This is a genomic window from Priestia sp. YIM B13551, from assembly GCF_042787905.1.
In the GTDB taxonomy this organism is placed as follows: Bacteria; Bacillota; Bacilli; order Bacillales; family Bacillaceae_H; genus Priestia.
The window spans coordinates 35,774-50,351 of the sequence record NZ_JBHZOX010000016.1 but is presented as its reverse complement, the minus strand read 5'-3'; the positions used below and the strand labels follow the sequence as shown (position 1 = coordinate 50,351).

Here is a 14,578-nt window from a genome sequence, read left to right as displayed (position 1 = left end):
TGGGCTATCGCCAAGCGGTAAGGCAACGGATTTTGATTCCGTCATGCGTTGGTTCGAATCCAGCTAGCCCAGCCATAGAGAGCCATTAGCTCAGTTGGTAGAGCATCTGACTTTTAATCAGAGGGTCGAAGGTTCGAGTCCTTCATGGCTCATTTTAATAAGCGGAAGTAGTTCAGTGGTAGAACACCACCTTGCCAAGGTGGGGGTCGCGAGTTCGAACCTCGTCTTCCGCTCCATTTCTATATAAAAAAGATATTGGGGCCTTAGCTCAGCTGGGAGAGCGCCTGCCTTGCACGCAGGAGGTCAGCGGTTCGATCCCGCTAGGCTCCACCATACATATAAACATACAACCTTTAAGCAAATTGCTTAAAGGTTTTTTTATGTAGTTTCTACAAATTAGAATTGTATATATATTCAAAAAAGTGTCGAGTTGAGCCATCGCTCATTTAGCCGTTACAATAGGAGAGTAGCAACATTTGTGATGGGGGGACATATTATGAATAAGCTTTCAATTATTGGAGTACCAATGGATTTAGGTCAAACTCGTCGAGGGGTCGATATGGGGCCAAGTGCGATACGATATGCAGGTGTTATTGAACGCATCGAGAATATTGGATATAGTGTAGAAGATAAAGGGAATATTGAAATTGCCTTAGCTGAACGAGTACATAGTGATGAAAATACAAACTTAAAGAATTTAAAAGCTGTAGCAGATGCTAGCGAGAGGCTTGCTCAGACCGTAAGTGATGTTATTACAAATAAAAGGTTTCCTTTAGTACTGGGGGGAGATCACAGCATCGCTATCGGAACACTAGCAGGAGTAAGTCGTCATTATAAAAACTTGGGCGTGATTTGGTATGATGCACACGGAGATTTGAATACAGCAGATACGTCTCCTTCAGGAAATATTCACGGTATGCCATTGGCGGCAAGTATAGGTATAGGAGACGACGCATTGACTCGAATTGGTGGTTATACACCTAAAGTCAAGCCGGAAAATATTGTGATTATCGGAGCACGTTCTTTAGATGAAGGAGAAAAAGAGTTAATAAAGGAAAAAGGGATTAAAGTGTATACGATGCATGAGATAGATCGAATGGGTATGACAAAAGTAATGGAAGAAACAATTTTATATTTGCGTGATAAAACAGATGGCGTTCATCTATCACTCGATTTAGATGGATTGGATCCACATGATGCACCTGGAGTAGGAACGCCAGTTATCGGTGGAATAAGCTACAGAGAAAGTCATTTAGCTATGGAGATGTTAGCAGAATCTCAGCTAATCACTTCTGCTGAGTTTGTGGAAGTGAATCCTATTTTAGATGAACGGAATAAAACAGCTACCGTAGCTGTTGCATTAATGGGCTCACTTTTAGGAGAGAAATTAGTATAAAACATTAGTACCTACCAAAAGGTACATGAAATATATATGAAGATAAAAAAAAGAAGCTCTTAGTTCGGATTCGAGAGCTTCTTTATATAGAGAAAAACTTTTCATATTCATTTAATAAACCATCTAGCTCTGAACTTACTCTCACTACTGTTAGTGATGATAAAGGGTTTTCTGCTGCAAGAGTGACCATGTTATTTCTACATTCTTCAATTTGATTCAAAAGGTTCTCTTTTGTATGAGTCAAGCTTTCCACTCCTCTTCTTTTCATCTATACTAATTACATAACCTACGTACGATCTTTTTAAACGTATTTGACAAATTTTTGTTAAAATAATTAAGCATAAGTGAAACTTTATGATAAAGTACACGTATATATACTATCCCGCAATGGGCGGAGGTAACCGTTACATGGATTTATTATTAAAAAGAAAAATAAAAAAAGTAAAAAAAGGTGACCAGGATGCGTTTGCTGACATAGTAGAATATCACAAGGATAAACTTTTTCATCTATGTTATCGAATGTTAGGAAACCGGGAAGAAGCGCAAGACGCTGCCCAAGAAGCGTTTATTCGAGCCTATGTAAATATTCATAGCTATGACACGAGTAAAAAGTTTTCCACCTGGTTATATCGAATTGCTACAAATCTTTGTATTGATCGAATTCGTAAAAAAAAGCCAGACTATTATTTAGATGCAGAAGTAGCCGGGACCGACGGGTTAAATATGTACTCTCAAATAGCTGCCGATCAGGCCTTACCAGAGGAAGAACTAGAGCAAGTAGAATTGCAAGAATTCATTCAGTCGGAAATATTAAAGCTACCTGAGAAATATCGAACTGTCATTGTCCTAAAATATATAGATGAGCTGTCGTTAAAAGAAATCAGCGATATTTTAGACCTGCCTCTTGGTACGGTAAAGACTAGAATTCATAGAGGACGTGAAGCTTTAAGAAATCGACTTCGCCACTTGTAAGGAGTGAACTAAGAATGAAATGTCCAAAAATGTATGTAAATCTCATTCATGAGCATTTAGATGGAGATATTACAAAAGAAAATGAACTGTTATTAAAAGAGCATTTGCATCAATGCAAAGATTGTCAGCAGCATATGCATCAGTTAAAAAGAACCATTGCATTTGTGCAAAGCACTTCTCATATAGAATTACCTATGAACTTTACAGCAGGTGTCATGGCTGGGTTACCACGTGAGAAGAATCGAATTCGAATGAATAGATGGTTTACAAACCACCCGATTCTTAGTGCAGCTGCTGTATTTGTGCTGTTAATGTCAGGCACCGTGTTTTCAGCTTGGGAAACGGATGAAGACTTTTCTGTTTCAAAGCAGTCGAACTTGGTCATTCACGATAAAACAGTCGTTGTACCAAAAGGTGAGACCGTCAAAGGTGATATTACTGTGAGAAATGGCGATATTAAAATTGAAGGAAAAGTAGATGGAAACGTTACTGTTATACATGGTGATAAGTATCTAGCTTCTGCAGGAGAAGTGACAGGCAATATTGAAGAGTTAGACAAGATTTTTGACTGGGTATGGTATAACGTCAAAACTCATGCCAAACAAGCTGTTGACTTTTAATAGTTGAAACATAAAATCGTCCGCTTATCTTGTTAGAGAGGAACAGTGGACGGTTTTATTTATATAAAAAGAAGGCTACATTATATAGGAACAAGGATTTAAAAATAAGATGTAATTTACAGTGTAATTTTGTTTTATGGTATAATAAAACGGTTATGTTATCTTTATTACATATATAGAGGAAGTGAGAAGATGCCTATTGGAGACCTGCCAATCCTCTCATATTTAGGAAAAATTGTTGATGTTCTCCTGGTATGGTTCGTCATATATAAATTAATTATGGTCATAAGAGGTACAAAAGCAGTACAGCTTTTAAAAGGAATCACGGTGATTTTAGTTGTTCGCTTTATAAGTAACTTCCTTGGACTAAATACGCTGCAATGGTTAATGGACCAAGCGTTAACGTATGGGTTTTTAGCTATCATTATTATCTTCCAGCCAGAGCTGCGCCGAGCGCTTGAACAGCTTGGGAGAGGACGTTTGTTTTCACGCAGTAATTTGCCTGAAGAAGATGAGCGTACCGTTACGATTGAGGCGATTATAAAAGCAACGCATTATATGGCTAAAAGACGCATAGGTGCATTGATCTCAATCGAAAGAGAGACGGGTATGGGTGATTATATTGAAACAGGTATACCGCTCAACTCGAATATTTCTTCTGAATTATTAATCAACTTATTTATACCAAATACACCACTTCATGATGGAGCGGTTATTTTACAGCGGGATCAAGTAGCCGCTGCAGCATGTTACTTACCTTTATCTGAAAGTCCTTTTATTTCAAAAGAATTAGGTACTCGCCATCGTGCTGCTGTAGGAATAAGTGAAGTAACAGATAGTGTGACTGTTATTGTATCTGAAGAAACTGGAGGCATTTCCGTTACCAAAAATGGTGAATTGTATCGTGAATTGACAATTGATACATTGAGAGAAATGCTAGAAAAAGAATTAGTCACAACTTCTAAAGCAACTTCTTCCACTCGTTGGCAATGGAGGTTGAAGAAGAATGGATAAATTGATGAATCGATCGTGGGTTATGAAAATTATCGCGTTGCTGTTAGCCTTCATGTTATATTTATCTGTTAATTTAGATGATGGTGCCAGTTCATCAAATAAGATTCTGAACCGAAGCAGTTCTGCCAACACTGGAGTAGAAACATTAACAGATGTTCCAGTTCAAGTATCCTATAATGAGAAGAACAGAATTGTAAGAGGTGTTCCGGATACGGTTATTATGACACTGGAAGGTCCTAAAAATATTTTGGCTCAAACAAAGTTACAAAAAGATTATCAAGCTTATATTGACCTTGATAATTTAAGCTTAGGGCAGCATAGAGTCAAGGTTCAGTATCGAAATATCTCTGATAATTTAAACGTAGTGGTTAAGCCTGATATTGTAAACGTAACAATTGAAGAACGCGATTCAAAACAGTTTTCAGTAGAGGCAAGCTATGATAAAAACAAGGTCAAGAATGGATATGAAGCAGGGGAAGCAACCGTTAGTCCAAGAGCCGTCACGGTAACGGGCGCATCAAGTCAATTAGATCAAGTTGCTTATGTGAAAGCTATTATTGATTTAGATAATGCTTCAAAAACAGTGACGAAACAAGCAACTGTTGTCGCACTAGACAAGAATTTAAATAAATTGAATGTAACAGTTCAACCAGAAACGGTCAATGTAACAATCCCAGTGAGAAATATTAGTAAAAAAGTGCCGATCGATGTGATTCAAGAAGGCACGCCAGGCGACGGTGTCAACATTACGAAGCTAGAGCCTAAAACAGATACAGTGAAAATTATCGGTCCATCTGATTCTTTAGAAAAAATCGATAAAATTGATAATATTCCAGTCGATGTTACCGGTATTACGAAATCTAAAGATATTAAGGTGAACGTCCCTGTTCCAGACGGAATAGATAGTGTAAGTCCTAAACAAATTACCGTTCATGTGGAAGTAGACAAACAAGGTGATGAGAAAGACGCAGAAGAAACGGACGCAAGTGCAGCTGAGACTAAGTCATTTAAGAATTTACCGGTTTCTTTAACTGGTCAATCCTCAAAGTACACGTATGAACTGCTTTCTCCTACTTCAGTAGATGCGGATGTAAAAGGACCAAAATCTGATTTAGATAAGTTGACGAAAAGCGGCATTAGCTTGTCAGCGAATGTAGGGAATTTATCTGCCGGGGAGCACACGGTTCCTATTATAATAAATAGTCCCGACTCCGTTACATCAACTCTATCGACTAAACAGGCAAAAGTTCGTGTAACAGCGAAAAAACAATCAGGGACAAATGATGAGCAAACAGATAAAGAAACAAGTGGAAGTACGAGCGATAAAGAAACAAAGCCAGACACGGGAACTGGATCAGGAACAAATCCTGGGACGGAAAATTCAGGTGATTCAGCTGATAAACCAAGCGAAGAGACTGATACACCTGAAGACAATACAGATACACCAACAGATAGTACAGAAACTGGTGACGACAGTAGTAATCAAAGTGATGAAAATTCTACACCCGTAGATGGACAGACAGATAATACATCAGGAAACTAAATGTTTTGACATGAAGGAGAGAAAATTAATGGGTAAGTATTTTGGAACAGACGGAGTACGAGGAGTTGCCAATAGTGAATTAACTCCTGAGCTTGCTTTTAAAATTGGACGCTTAGGTGGTTACGTTCTAACAAAAGATTCAGAGCGACCAAAAGTATTAATCGGACGCGATACACGCGTTTCTGGTCATATGTTAGAAGGAGCGCTTGTTGCAGGATTGCTTTCAATTGGAGCAGAAGTTATGCGACTAGGCGTTATTTCAACTCCAGGGGTAGCGTATTTAACAAAAGCACTTGGCGCACAAGCAGGAGTCATGATCTCTGCTTCGCATAACCCAGTTCAAGATAACGGAATTAAATTCTTTGGTCCAGATGGATTTAAACTTTCAGATGCCCAAGAGAATGAAATTGAAGCGTTAATGGATAGTGACACAGATCAATTACCAAGACCTGTTGGGGGAGACTTAGGTCAGGTAAATGACTACTTCGAAGGTGGACAAAAATATCTTCAATACTTAAAACAAACGGTTGATGAAGACTTCTCAGGTATTCATGTGGCATTAGACTGTGCGCACGGGGCAACGTCATCTTTAGCAGCACATTTATTTGCAGATCTAGATGCAGATATCTCTACAATGGGGGCATCTCCAAACGGATTAAACATCAATGACGGTGTAGGATCTACACATCCGGAAGCATTAAGTGCCTTCTTAAAAGAAAAAGGAGCAGATGTTGGGTTAGCATTTGATGGAGACGGAGATCGTTTAATCGCAATCGATGAAAAAGGCGAGATTGTAGACGGTGATCAAATCATGTTCATTTGTGCAAAATACTTGTATGAACAAGGACGTTTAAAGAAAAACACGCTTGTTTCTACCGTTATGAGTAACTTAGGCTTCTATAAAGCACTAGAAGCTAGCGGGATTGAAAGTGCACAAACTGGTGTGGGCGACCGTTATGTAGTGGAAGAAATGAAAGCTAATCAATATAACCTAGGTGGAGAACAGTCAGGTCATATTATTTTCTTAGATTACAACACAACAGGTGACGGTATGCTTTCAGCTATTCAGCTTGTAAACATTATGCAAGCAACGAAAAAGCCTTTATCAGAATTAGCAGCTGAAATGAAGAAATATCCTCAGCTTCTTGTAAATGTAAAAGTAACAGATAAGCATCATGTTACAGATAACGAGAAGGTAAAAGTGGTTATTGAAGAAGTGGAAAAAGAAATGAACGGTAATGGCCGAGTACTTGTACGCCCTTCAGGAACAGAGCCGTTAGTGCGTGTGATGGTTGAAGCACAAACACAAGAAGAATGTGAAACTTATGTAACGCGTATCGTAGAAGTAGTAAAAGAAGAAATGGGCTTAGAGTAATTCATTAATTATATGCATAAGCGGTGACGTTTCAAGCCGTTTATGCATATTTTTATATTGTTGAGAAAAATTCTTGGAAATTATCTGATGCCAAAGGCTGTTTTTGCAGACAATAAAGAAGATAATTGACGTTTTCTCACTTCTTATTGTAATATTAAATCTGTTCGTCTCTTAATTTATGTAAAGGAGTGAACAATCTATTTTAAAAGTGAATACAAAGCGCCTGAACTAAGTAAAGGGACGGAAACGACTTAGTTGACGAGGAGGAGGTTTATCGAAGTATCGGCGGATGCCTCCCGGTTGTTGATTATCACGGCCGAAAACTTGATGTGAAAATCAATGAGGTGACTTATTGGACAAAAGCATTGAGATGATAATCATTGATGATGAAAAGAGACTCTCTTTTCATACATGAAGGAGGATTTTATCTATGTGCGGAATTGTAGGATATATTGGAACAGAAGATTCGAAAGAAATTTTATTACGTGGTCTTGAAAAGTTAGAATATCGTGGCTATGACTCAGCGGGTATTGCAGTTGTTAACAATGAAGGCGTACACGTATTCAAAGAAAAAGGCCGTATTGCAGAATTGCGTCAGGCAGTAGATAACAGTGTTGTAGCACCAGCAGGTATCGGTCATACGCGTTGGGCAACTCATGGTGTACCAAGCCAAGAAAATGCTCACCCGCATCAAAGTACATCTGGACGCTTCACACTTGTGCATAACGGTGTAATTGAAAACTATGCTATTTTGAAACGTGAATATTTACAAGATGTAACGTTCAAAAGCGAAACGGATACAGAAGTAATCGTTCAGTTAATTGAAAAAATCGCAGCAGAAGGCTTAGATGTAGAAGAAGCGTTCCGTAAGACAGTGAGCTTGCTTCACGGTTCTTATGCACTAGCTCTTGTTGATAACAAAGATAAAAATACAATCTACGTAGCTAAAAACAAAAGCCCGCTTCTTGTAGGTGTTGGCGAAGGATTTAACGTTGTAGCGAGCGATGCTATGGCAATGCTTCAAGTAACAGATCAATACGTAGAATTAATGGATAAAGAAACAGTAATTGTTACAAAAGAAGGCGTAACAATTAAAACGCTTGATGGTGAAGTGGTAGAAAGAGCACCTTATACAGCAGAGCTTGATGCAAGTGATATTGAAAAAGGTACGTACCCTCACTATATGTTAAAAGAAATTGATGAGCAGCCTTTAGTTGTTCGTAAAATCATTCAAGAGTATCAAAATGAGAACAATGAACTGCACATTGATGCAGACATTTTAGGAGCAATGGATGAAGCAGACCGCATCTATATCGTAGCATGTGGAACAAGCTATCATGCAGGCCTAGTAGGTAAACAATTCATTGAAACGTGGGCGAAGGTTCCAGTAGAAGTGCACGTAGCAAGTGAATTCTCTTATAACATGCCGCTTTTATCTGAAAAGCCATTGTTTATCTTTATCTCTCAAAGTGGAGAAACAGCTGACAGCCGTGCAGTATTAGTTCAAATTAAAGAACTAGGTTACAAAGCGTTAACAATCACAAACGTCCCGGGATCAACATTATCTCGTGAATCTGATTATACGTTATTACTTCATGCAGGTCCGGAAATTGCTGTAGCATCAACAAAAGCTTACACAGCTCAATTAGCAGTGCTATCAATTCTAGCGGCTGTAACAGCAAAAACACGCGGCATTGAATTAGAATTTGATTTAGTTCAAGAGTTAGCAATCGTAGCAAACACAATGGAAGTACTTTGCGACGACAAAGAAGAAATGGAAAGCATTGCTCTTCAATTCTTAGCAACAACTCGCAACGCATTCTTTATTGGACGTTCTGTCGATTATTATGTAGGTTTAGAAGGTGCGTTAAAACTAAAAGAAATCTCTTACATCCAAGCAGAAGGATTTGCTGGAGGAGAGCTTAAGCACGGAACAATCGCTTTAATTGAAAACAATACGCCAATTATTGCATTAGCAACACAAGAGCATGTAAACTTAAGCATCCGTGGTAACGTAAAAGAAGTAGTAGCACGTGGAGCTAATCCTTGTATCATTTCAATGAAAGGATTAGAAACAGAAGAAGATCGCTACGTGATTCCGAAAGTTCATGAAACACTTTCACCATTAGCAGCGGTTATTCCTTTACAATTAATCTCTTACTACGCTGCACTGCACCGCGATTGTGATGTAGATAAACCACGTAACTTAGCAAAATCAGTTACTGTAGAATAATAAGGTTCTAGACACCCTTCTACTATAGAAGGGTGTTTTTGTATATCCGAGAAAGAGAACAAACACTTTTTTTATCATAAGTCTCATTGAGCTAAAAAATATATTTGCTTGCTCCATTTATTTTATATAATGAAATAGGTAAAGGAACGAACCTCAGCTATTAAAAAGGATGTGGAAAGCATTAGTGGATTGGCTCAAAGTATAAAGTACGTGTTGCGAGGCATCTTTTTTGTCTTGTATTTTCCCTTTTATTTTGTATTTCAAGTCTTTTGTAAAATATGGATATATTTCATCGCTCAGCCCCTCATGTGGATAGGAAAAAGAATCATTCAACCTATCTTTTATTTCATTTGGATATACATCATACGTTTTCTGTTCGTCTACCCTATTTCTTGGCTATGGAATGAGATAATATATCCTTGTATTCTCTTTGTTTGGAAACGATGTTTTTTGCCTATAACTAGATTTATATGGAGGTATGCCGTATATCCTATATTGTATTTAGTTTGTTACCCTTGTTATCTTTTTTGGAAATACCTTGTGCTGCCTTTTTACAATGAAATTGTTCTTCCTGTGCTTTCATTCTGTCAGCGTATCTTTTTCTGTTTCTGGAAGGGATTTAAGTGGATCGGAATTCATATAATCTATTACCCTTTACGCTGGTTTTGGATGACATGTATATATAACCCCCTTAAAAAAGTGTATATCAAAATCATTCAGCCTGTTCTCAAATGGTTTTCTCATTTATTTAGTTAACGAAATATACCAAAAGATTGCTTTTCTTTTTTAAGTATTAAACTCGAAAGATAAGAGGGAATTGATGTATAATAAAAACGGATATATCATTGCCTATTTATTTTATTAGATTCAATTTTGAAAGAGAGTGAAACAATATGGGCCGTAAGTGGAACAATATTAAAGAAAAGAAAGCGTCAAAAGATGCTAATACAAGTCGTATATATGCCAAGTTTGGCCGTGAAATTTATGTGGCTGCGAAACAAGGCGAGCCAGATCCAGAATCAAACCAAGCGTTAAAAGTTGTATTAGAACGCGCGAAAACATACAATGTGCCAAAAGCAATTATTGATCGTGCGATTGAAAAAGCAAAAGGCGGATCAGAAGAAAATTACGATAATCTTCGTTACGAAGGTTTTGGACCAAATGGCTCAATGGTTATCGTAGATGCTCTTACGAATAACGTAAACAGAACAGCTTCAGACGTGCGTGCTGCTTTTGGTAAAAACGGCGGTAATATGGGAGTAAGCGGATCAGTAGCGTACATGTTTGATCCAACAGCTGTTATTGGTGTAGAAGGTAAGGATGAAGAAGAGACGCTAGAACTGTTAATGGAAGCAGATGTAGACGTGCGTGACATTTTAGAAGAAGAAGATTCTGTAATTGTTTATGCTGATCCGGATCAATTCCATGCGGTACAAAAAGCGTTCAACGATGCTGGTATTACGGAATTTACAGTAGCTGAGCAAACGATGCTTGCTCAAAATGATGTCACTCTTCCTGAAGATGCACAAGCTCAGTTTGAAAAAATGATTGATGCATTAGAGGACTTAGAAGACGTGCAGCAAGTATATCACAACGTTGATTTAGGATAATAGTGAAAGAGGCAGACCTATCAAAGAGGTCTGTCTTTTTTTTATAGGCCGTGTGAAAAGCATCTATTGACCCTTTCCCTTCGTTTGGAATATGGTAAGATAATGAATTAAGAATAGAAAATAGTAGAATTTTATAAGAGATAAATGGAGGGAAAGCAGTTGAAAAAATTAATGGTGGGGATGGCGTTAACGGCTACACTTGCAACGGCTGTAACGCCTGGCTTTGGCTCAATTGGGGGAAATCAAGGAAAGGCATATGCAGCGACAGTTACATATAAAGTAACGGCAAGCAAGCTAAATGTGAGAAGCGGAGCGGGAACGAATTACGGGATTATCGGCAGCGTAGTGAAAGATCAAATGCTATCTGTGGTGAGTAAAAGCGGAAGCTGGTACAAAATTAATTACAGCGGCCGCACAGGCTACGTAAGCAGTGATTATGTACAAGCATCAGGAACAACGCCGCCGGCAGAAAGCACAACGTACACAGTAACGGCAAGCACGCTGAATGTAAGAAGCGGAGCGGGTACTAACTATGCATCCATAGGAAGTGTGACAAAAGGCCAGAAGCTGTCTGTGGTGAGTAAAANTAGGAAGTGTGACAAAAGGCCAGAAGCTGTCTGTGGTGAGTAAAAGCGGAAGCTGGTACAAAATTAACTATAACGGTCGCACGGGCTACGTAAGCAGCGATTATGTACAAGCATCAGGAACAACAACGCCGCCAGCAGAAAGCACAACGTACACAGTAACGGCAAGCACGCTGAACGTAAGAAGCGGAGCGGGTACTAACTATGCATCCATAGGAAGTGTGACAAAAGGCCAGAAGCTGTCTGTGGTGAGTAAAAGCGGAAGCTGGTACAAAATTAACTATAACGGTCGCACGGGCTACGTAAGCAGCGATTATGTACAAGCATCAGGAACAACAACGCCGCCAGCAGAAAGCACAACGTACACAGTAACGGCAAGCACGCTGAATGTAAGAAGCGGAGCAGGCACTAGCTATGCGTCTATAGGAAGTGTGACAAAAGGCCAGAAGCTGTCTGTGGTGAGCAAAAGCGGAAGCTGGTACAAAATTAATTACAACGGCCGCACAGGCTATGTAAGCAGTGACTATGTACAGGCTTCAGCTACAGCGTCTCCAAAGCTCGTAGTCGATTCTTTTAAAACGTTAGGTAACGCTCAGCAAGTCATCTTGGTTACAGCAGATAACTACGATACGAAGTCTGCTAAAATTCAAACGTTTGAAAAAGTTGATGGGAAATGGAAGCAAGTTTTAACTGCGAACGGTGTACTTGGGCAAAAAGGATTCGCTTTATCGAAAAAAGAAGGAGATATGGAATCTCCGACAGGGAAATATACAATTGGCACAGCATTCGGACGCTATGAAAATCCTGGAACTAAGCTTCCATATCGAAAGATTACAGCAAATGATGTGTGGGTAGACGATTCAAAAAGTTCTCTATATAATACGTGGCAGCAAAAGCCGGCTAATGGCCGCTGGACGAGCGCTGAGAACATGGACATCCCGGCTTACGATTATGGGTTTGTCATTAATTATAATGAATCTAGAACTCCAGGAAATGGAAGTGCAATCTTCTTCCATGTAGGAACAAATTATACCGCAGGATGTACGGCTACTTCTAAAGAACAAGTTGTCTCTATTTTAAAATGGTTAAATCCAGAGAAAAATCCGGTTATTATTCAATCTCCTGTAAGTGAATTAGATAAATATTAAGTTAGAAAGCAGCTGAACTTTTACAGTTCAGCTGCTTTTTTATGTAATTAAAAGCTTTGTCTGTCTGTGGTACGACAAAGTTAGTTTTCCTATTCATTGAATGAAAGCGTTTAATCTCTTACGATTAAAGTATCATCACGTAGAGAAAGGAAGAGAGCAAATGGCTCAATCTAATATAAAAGTAGCTGTACAAAAGTTTGGGAACTTTCTAAGTTCAATGGTTATGCCAAATATCGGAGCATTTATTGCATGGGGACTTATTACTGCTTTATTTATTCCAACAGGCTTTTTTCCAAATGAAAGCCTTGCCAAACTAGTGGATCCAATGGTCAAGTATTTGCTTCCGCTGCTAATTGGCTATACAGGAGGAAAGCTTGTACACGATCAGCGCGGAGGCGTTGTAGGTGCTATCGCGACCATGGGCGTCATCGTTGGATCTGATATTCCGATGTTTCTAGGCGCTATGATTATGGGACCGCTTGGCGGTTATATCATCAAGAAGTTTGATCAGTTTATTGAAGGTAAAGTCAAAACAGGATTCGAGATGTTAATTAATAATTTCTCAGCAGGTATTCTTGGAGGAATTCTAGCAATTCTAGCCTTTTTAGGAGTTAGTCCAGCAGTGGACGGATTTACAGGTGCGCTTGTAGTGGGTGTAGATTGGATGGTTGCACATGGCCTTCTTCCACTTACAAGTATTCTAATTGAACCAGCTAAAATTTTATTCTTAAACAATGCTATTAATCACGGTATCTTATCTCCGATCGGAGCAGAACAAATTCGAACAAATGGACAGTCCATTCTATTGTTATTAGAAACAAACCCTGGTCCGGGGTTAGGAATTCTGTTAGCGTATTGCTTCTTTGGAAAAGGAACAGCAAAACAGTCAGCGCCGGGAGCGGCCATCATTCATTTTATTGGCGGAATTCACGAAATTTACTTCCCTTACGTTTTAATGCGTCCGCTTCTAATCATTGCGGCTATTTTAGGAGGAATGAGCGGCGTATTTACATTTGTTCTTTTAGGCGGAGGCTTACAAGCGGTTGCTTCACCAGGAAGTATCTTAGCTATTTTGGCTGCTACACCAGGTAATGCAGGCAGCTATGTTGCAAATATCTCAGGTGTTCTCGTTGCAGCCGTCGTATCGTTTATTGTAGGAGCACTCATTTTAAAAACAGGTAAGCAGTCCGAAGATTTAGATGAAGCAGCTCGCAAAATGCAAGAGATGAAGGGCAAGAAGAGTTCTGTAGCAGGAAGCTTTACAAAACAGCAAGGCGAAGTACCAGCAAGCGTTCAGAAAATTGTTTTTGCCTGTGACGCAGGTATGGGATCGAGTGCGATGGGTGCCTCTCTTCTTCGCAAGAAAGTTAAACAAGCAGATTTAAATATTTCGGTAACGAATACAGCGATCAGTAATATTCCAAGTGATGCTCAAATCGTTATTACACAGGAAGAGCTAACGCCAAGAGCTCAAAACAAAGTTCCAGATGCGTATCATATCTCGGTTGATAATTTTCTATCTAGTCCGGAATATGACAAACTAATTGATCAACTAAAAAATGATCATACTACTTCTAAAGTGGAAGAAGAAAAGAGAGTATCTGCAGAAAATAATACAGATAGTAATGATGGTTTATTAAAAGAAGAAAACGTTTTCTTGAATCAGCACTTTTCTTCTAAGGAAGAAGCAATTCGATTTGCAGGAAGCGTGTTAGTAAAAGGCGGATATGTAGAAGAAAACTACGTTGAAGCGATGATTGATCGCGACAATATGACTTCTACTTATATGGGAAATGACGTAGCGATTCCGCACGGTACAGAAGAAGCGAAAAAGAACGTTTTAAGATCCGGTTTTACAGTGATTCAAGTGCCAGAAGGCGTTGATTTTGATGGTGAGAAAGTTCGTTTGATTTTTGGAATTGCCGGAAAAGACGGCACCCATTTAGAAATTTTATCTGGTATCGCGATTACATGTTCTGATATGGACAATATTGAAAAGATGGTTCATGCCAAATCAGCTAAAGAATTAATGGCTATTATTCAAAGTAACTAACGGGATAGAAAGGCATGGAGATGCCTTTTT

The 14,578-nt window shown here is 38.9% G+C and carries 12 protein-coding genes and 4 tRNA genes; 15 read left to right on the top strand and 1 reads right to left on the bottom strand.

Features of this window, described 5'->3' with window-relative positions:
- The 5 genes from ACFX4N_RS29400 (at position 1) to rocF (ending at position 1,396) form a co-directional block, all read left to right on the top strand.
- A tRNA-Gln gene (locus tag ACFX4N_RS29400) sits at positions 1–75 on the top strand.
- Between the two features lie 4 nt (positions 76–79).
- Positions 80–152, top strand: a tRNA-Lys gene (locus ACFX4N_RS29395).
- 9 nt (positions 153–161) lie between these two features.
- Positions 162–236, top strand: a tRNA-Gly gene (locus ACFX4N_RS29390).
- 21 nt (positions 237–257) lie between these two features.
- Positions 258–333 (top strand) — tRNA-Ala (locus tag ACFX4N_RS29385).
- A 163-nt stretch (positions 334–496) separates the two neighbouring features.
- Positions 497–1,396 (top strand): arginase, encoded by a 900-nt coding sequence (rocF, locus tag ACFX4N_RS29380; RefSeq protein WP_013054967.1) that lies wholly within the window; start codon positions 497–499, stop codon positions 1,394–1,396.
- Between the two features lie 82 nt (positions 1,397–1,478).
- Here the strand turns inward: rocF and ACFX4N_RS29375 are convergent, their stop codons facing one another.
- Positions 1,479–1,649 (bottom strand): aspartyl-phosphate phosphatase Spo0E family protein, encoded by a 171-nt coding sequence (locus tag ACFX4N_RS29375; protein WP_223260213.1) that lies wholly within the window; start codon positions 1,647–1,649, stop codon positions 1,479–1,481.
- A 155-nt stretch (positions 1,650–1,804) separates the two neighbouring features.
- On the opposite strand from ACFX4N_RS29375, the gene sigW reads away from it, so the two are divergent.
- The 10 genes from sigW (at position 1,805) to ACFX4N_RS29325 (ending at position 14,548) form a co-directional block, all read left to right on the top strand.
- Complete coding sequence (gene sigW / locus ACFX4N_RS29370) at positions 1,805–2,368, top strand: RNA polymerase sigma factor SigW (protein ID WP_013054969.1); 564 nt, start codon at positions 1,805–1,807, stop codon at positions 2,366–2,368.
- 14 nt (positions 2,369–2,382) lie between these two features.
- Positions 2,383–2,988, top strand: a complete 606-nt coding sequence (locus ACFX4N_RS29365; RefSeq protein ID WP_013054970.1) for an anti-sigma factor family protein — start codon at positions 2,383–2,385, stop codon at positions 2,986–2,988.
- 192 nt (positions 2,989–3,180) lie between these two features.
- Positions 3,181–4,002: a diadenylate cyclase CdaA gene (gene cdaA / locus ACFX4N_RS29360; protein ID WP_013054971.1), complete on the top strand. Its 822-nt coding sequence runs from the start codon at positions 3,181–3,183 to the stop codon at positions 4,000–4,002.
- Entirely contained in the window at positions 3,995–5,545 is a 1,551-nt protein-coding gene (locus ACFX4N_RS29355) for a CdaR family protein (RefSeq protein WP_192101319.1), read from the top strand. Before cdaA ends, ACFX4N_RS29355 begins: the two co-directional genes overlap by 8 nt.
- Before the next feature lie 28 nt (positions 5,546–5,573).
- On the top strand, positions 5,574–6,920 hold the full coding sequence (glmM, locus tag ACFX4N_RS29350) for a phosphoglucosamine mutase (RefSeq protein ID WP_013054973.1): 1,347 nt from the start codon (positions 5,574–5,576) through the stop codon (positions 6,918–6,920).
- A 430-nt stretch (positions 6,921–7,350) separates the two neighbouring features.
- Positions 7,351–9,153, top strand: a complete 1,803-nt coding sequence (glmS, locus tag ACFX4N_RS29345) for a glutamine--fructose-6-phosphate transaminase (isomerizing) (RefSeq protein WP_013054974.1) — start codon at positions 7,351–7,353, stop codon at positions 9,151–9,153.
- A gap of 893 nt (positions 9,154–10,046) precedes the next feature.
- On the top strand, positions 10,047–10,763 hold the full coding sequence (locus ACFX4N_RS29340; RefSeq protein WP_013054976.1) for a YebC/PmpR family DNA-binding transcriptional regulator: 717 nt from the start codon (positions 10,047–10,049) through the stop codon (positions 10,761–10,763).
- A gap of 144 nt (positions 10,764–10,907) precedes the next feature.
- Positions 10,908–11,393 carry an SH3 domain-containing protein gene (locus ACFX4N_RS29335; RefSeq protein ID WP_483879976.1) on the top strand — a complete coding sequence of 162 codons (486 nt, stop codon included), beginning with the start codon at positions 10,908–10,910 and terminating at the stop codon, positions 11,391–11,393.
- A complete protein-coding gene (locus ACFX4N_RS29330) occupies positions 11,359–12,495 on the top strand; it encodes an SH3 domain-containing protein (protein WP_377263583.1) in 1,137 nt (378 codons plus the stop codon). Before ACFX4N_RS29335 ends, ACFX4N_RS29330 begins: the two co-directional genes overlap by 35 nt.
- A 160-nt stretch (positions 12,496–12,655) precedes the next feature.
- Complete coding sequence (locus ACFX4N_RS29325) at positions 12,656–14,548, top strand: PTS mannitol transporter subunit IICBA (protein WP_057274111.1); 1,893 nt, start codon at positions 12,656–12,658, stop codon at positions 14,546–14,548.
- Positions 14,549–14,578: the final 30 nt, after the last annotated feature.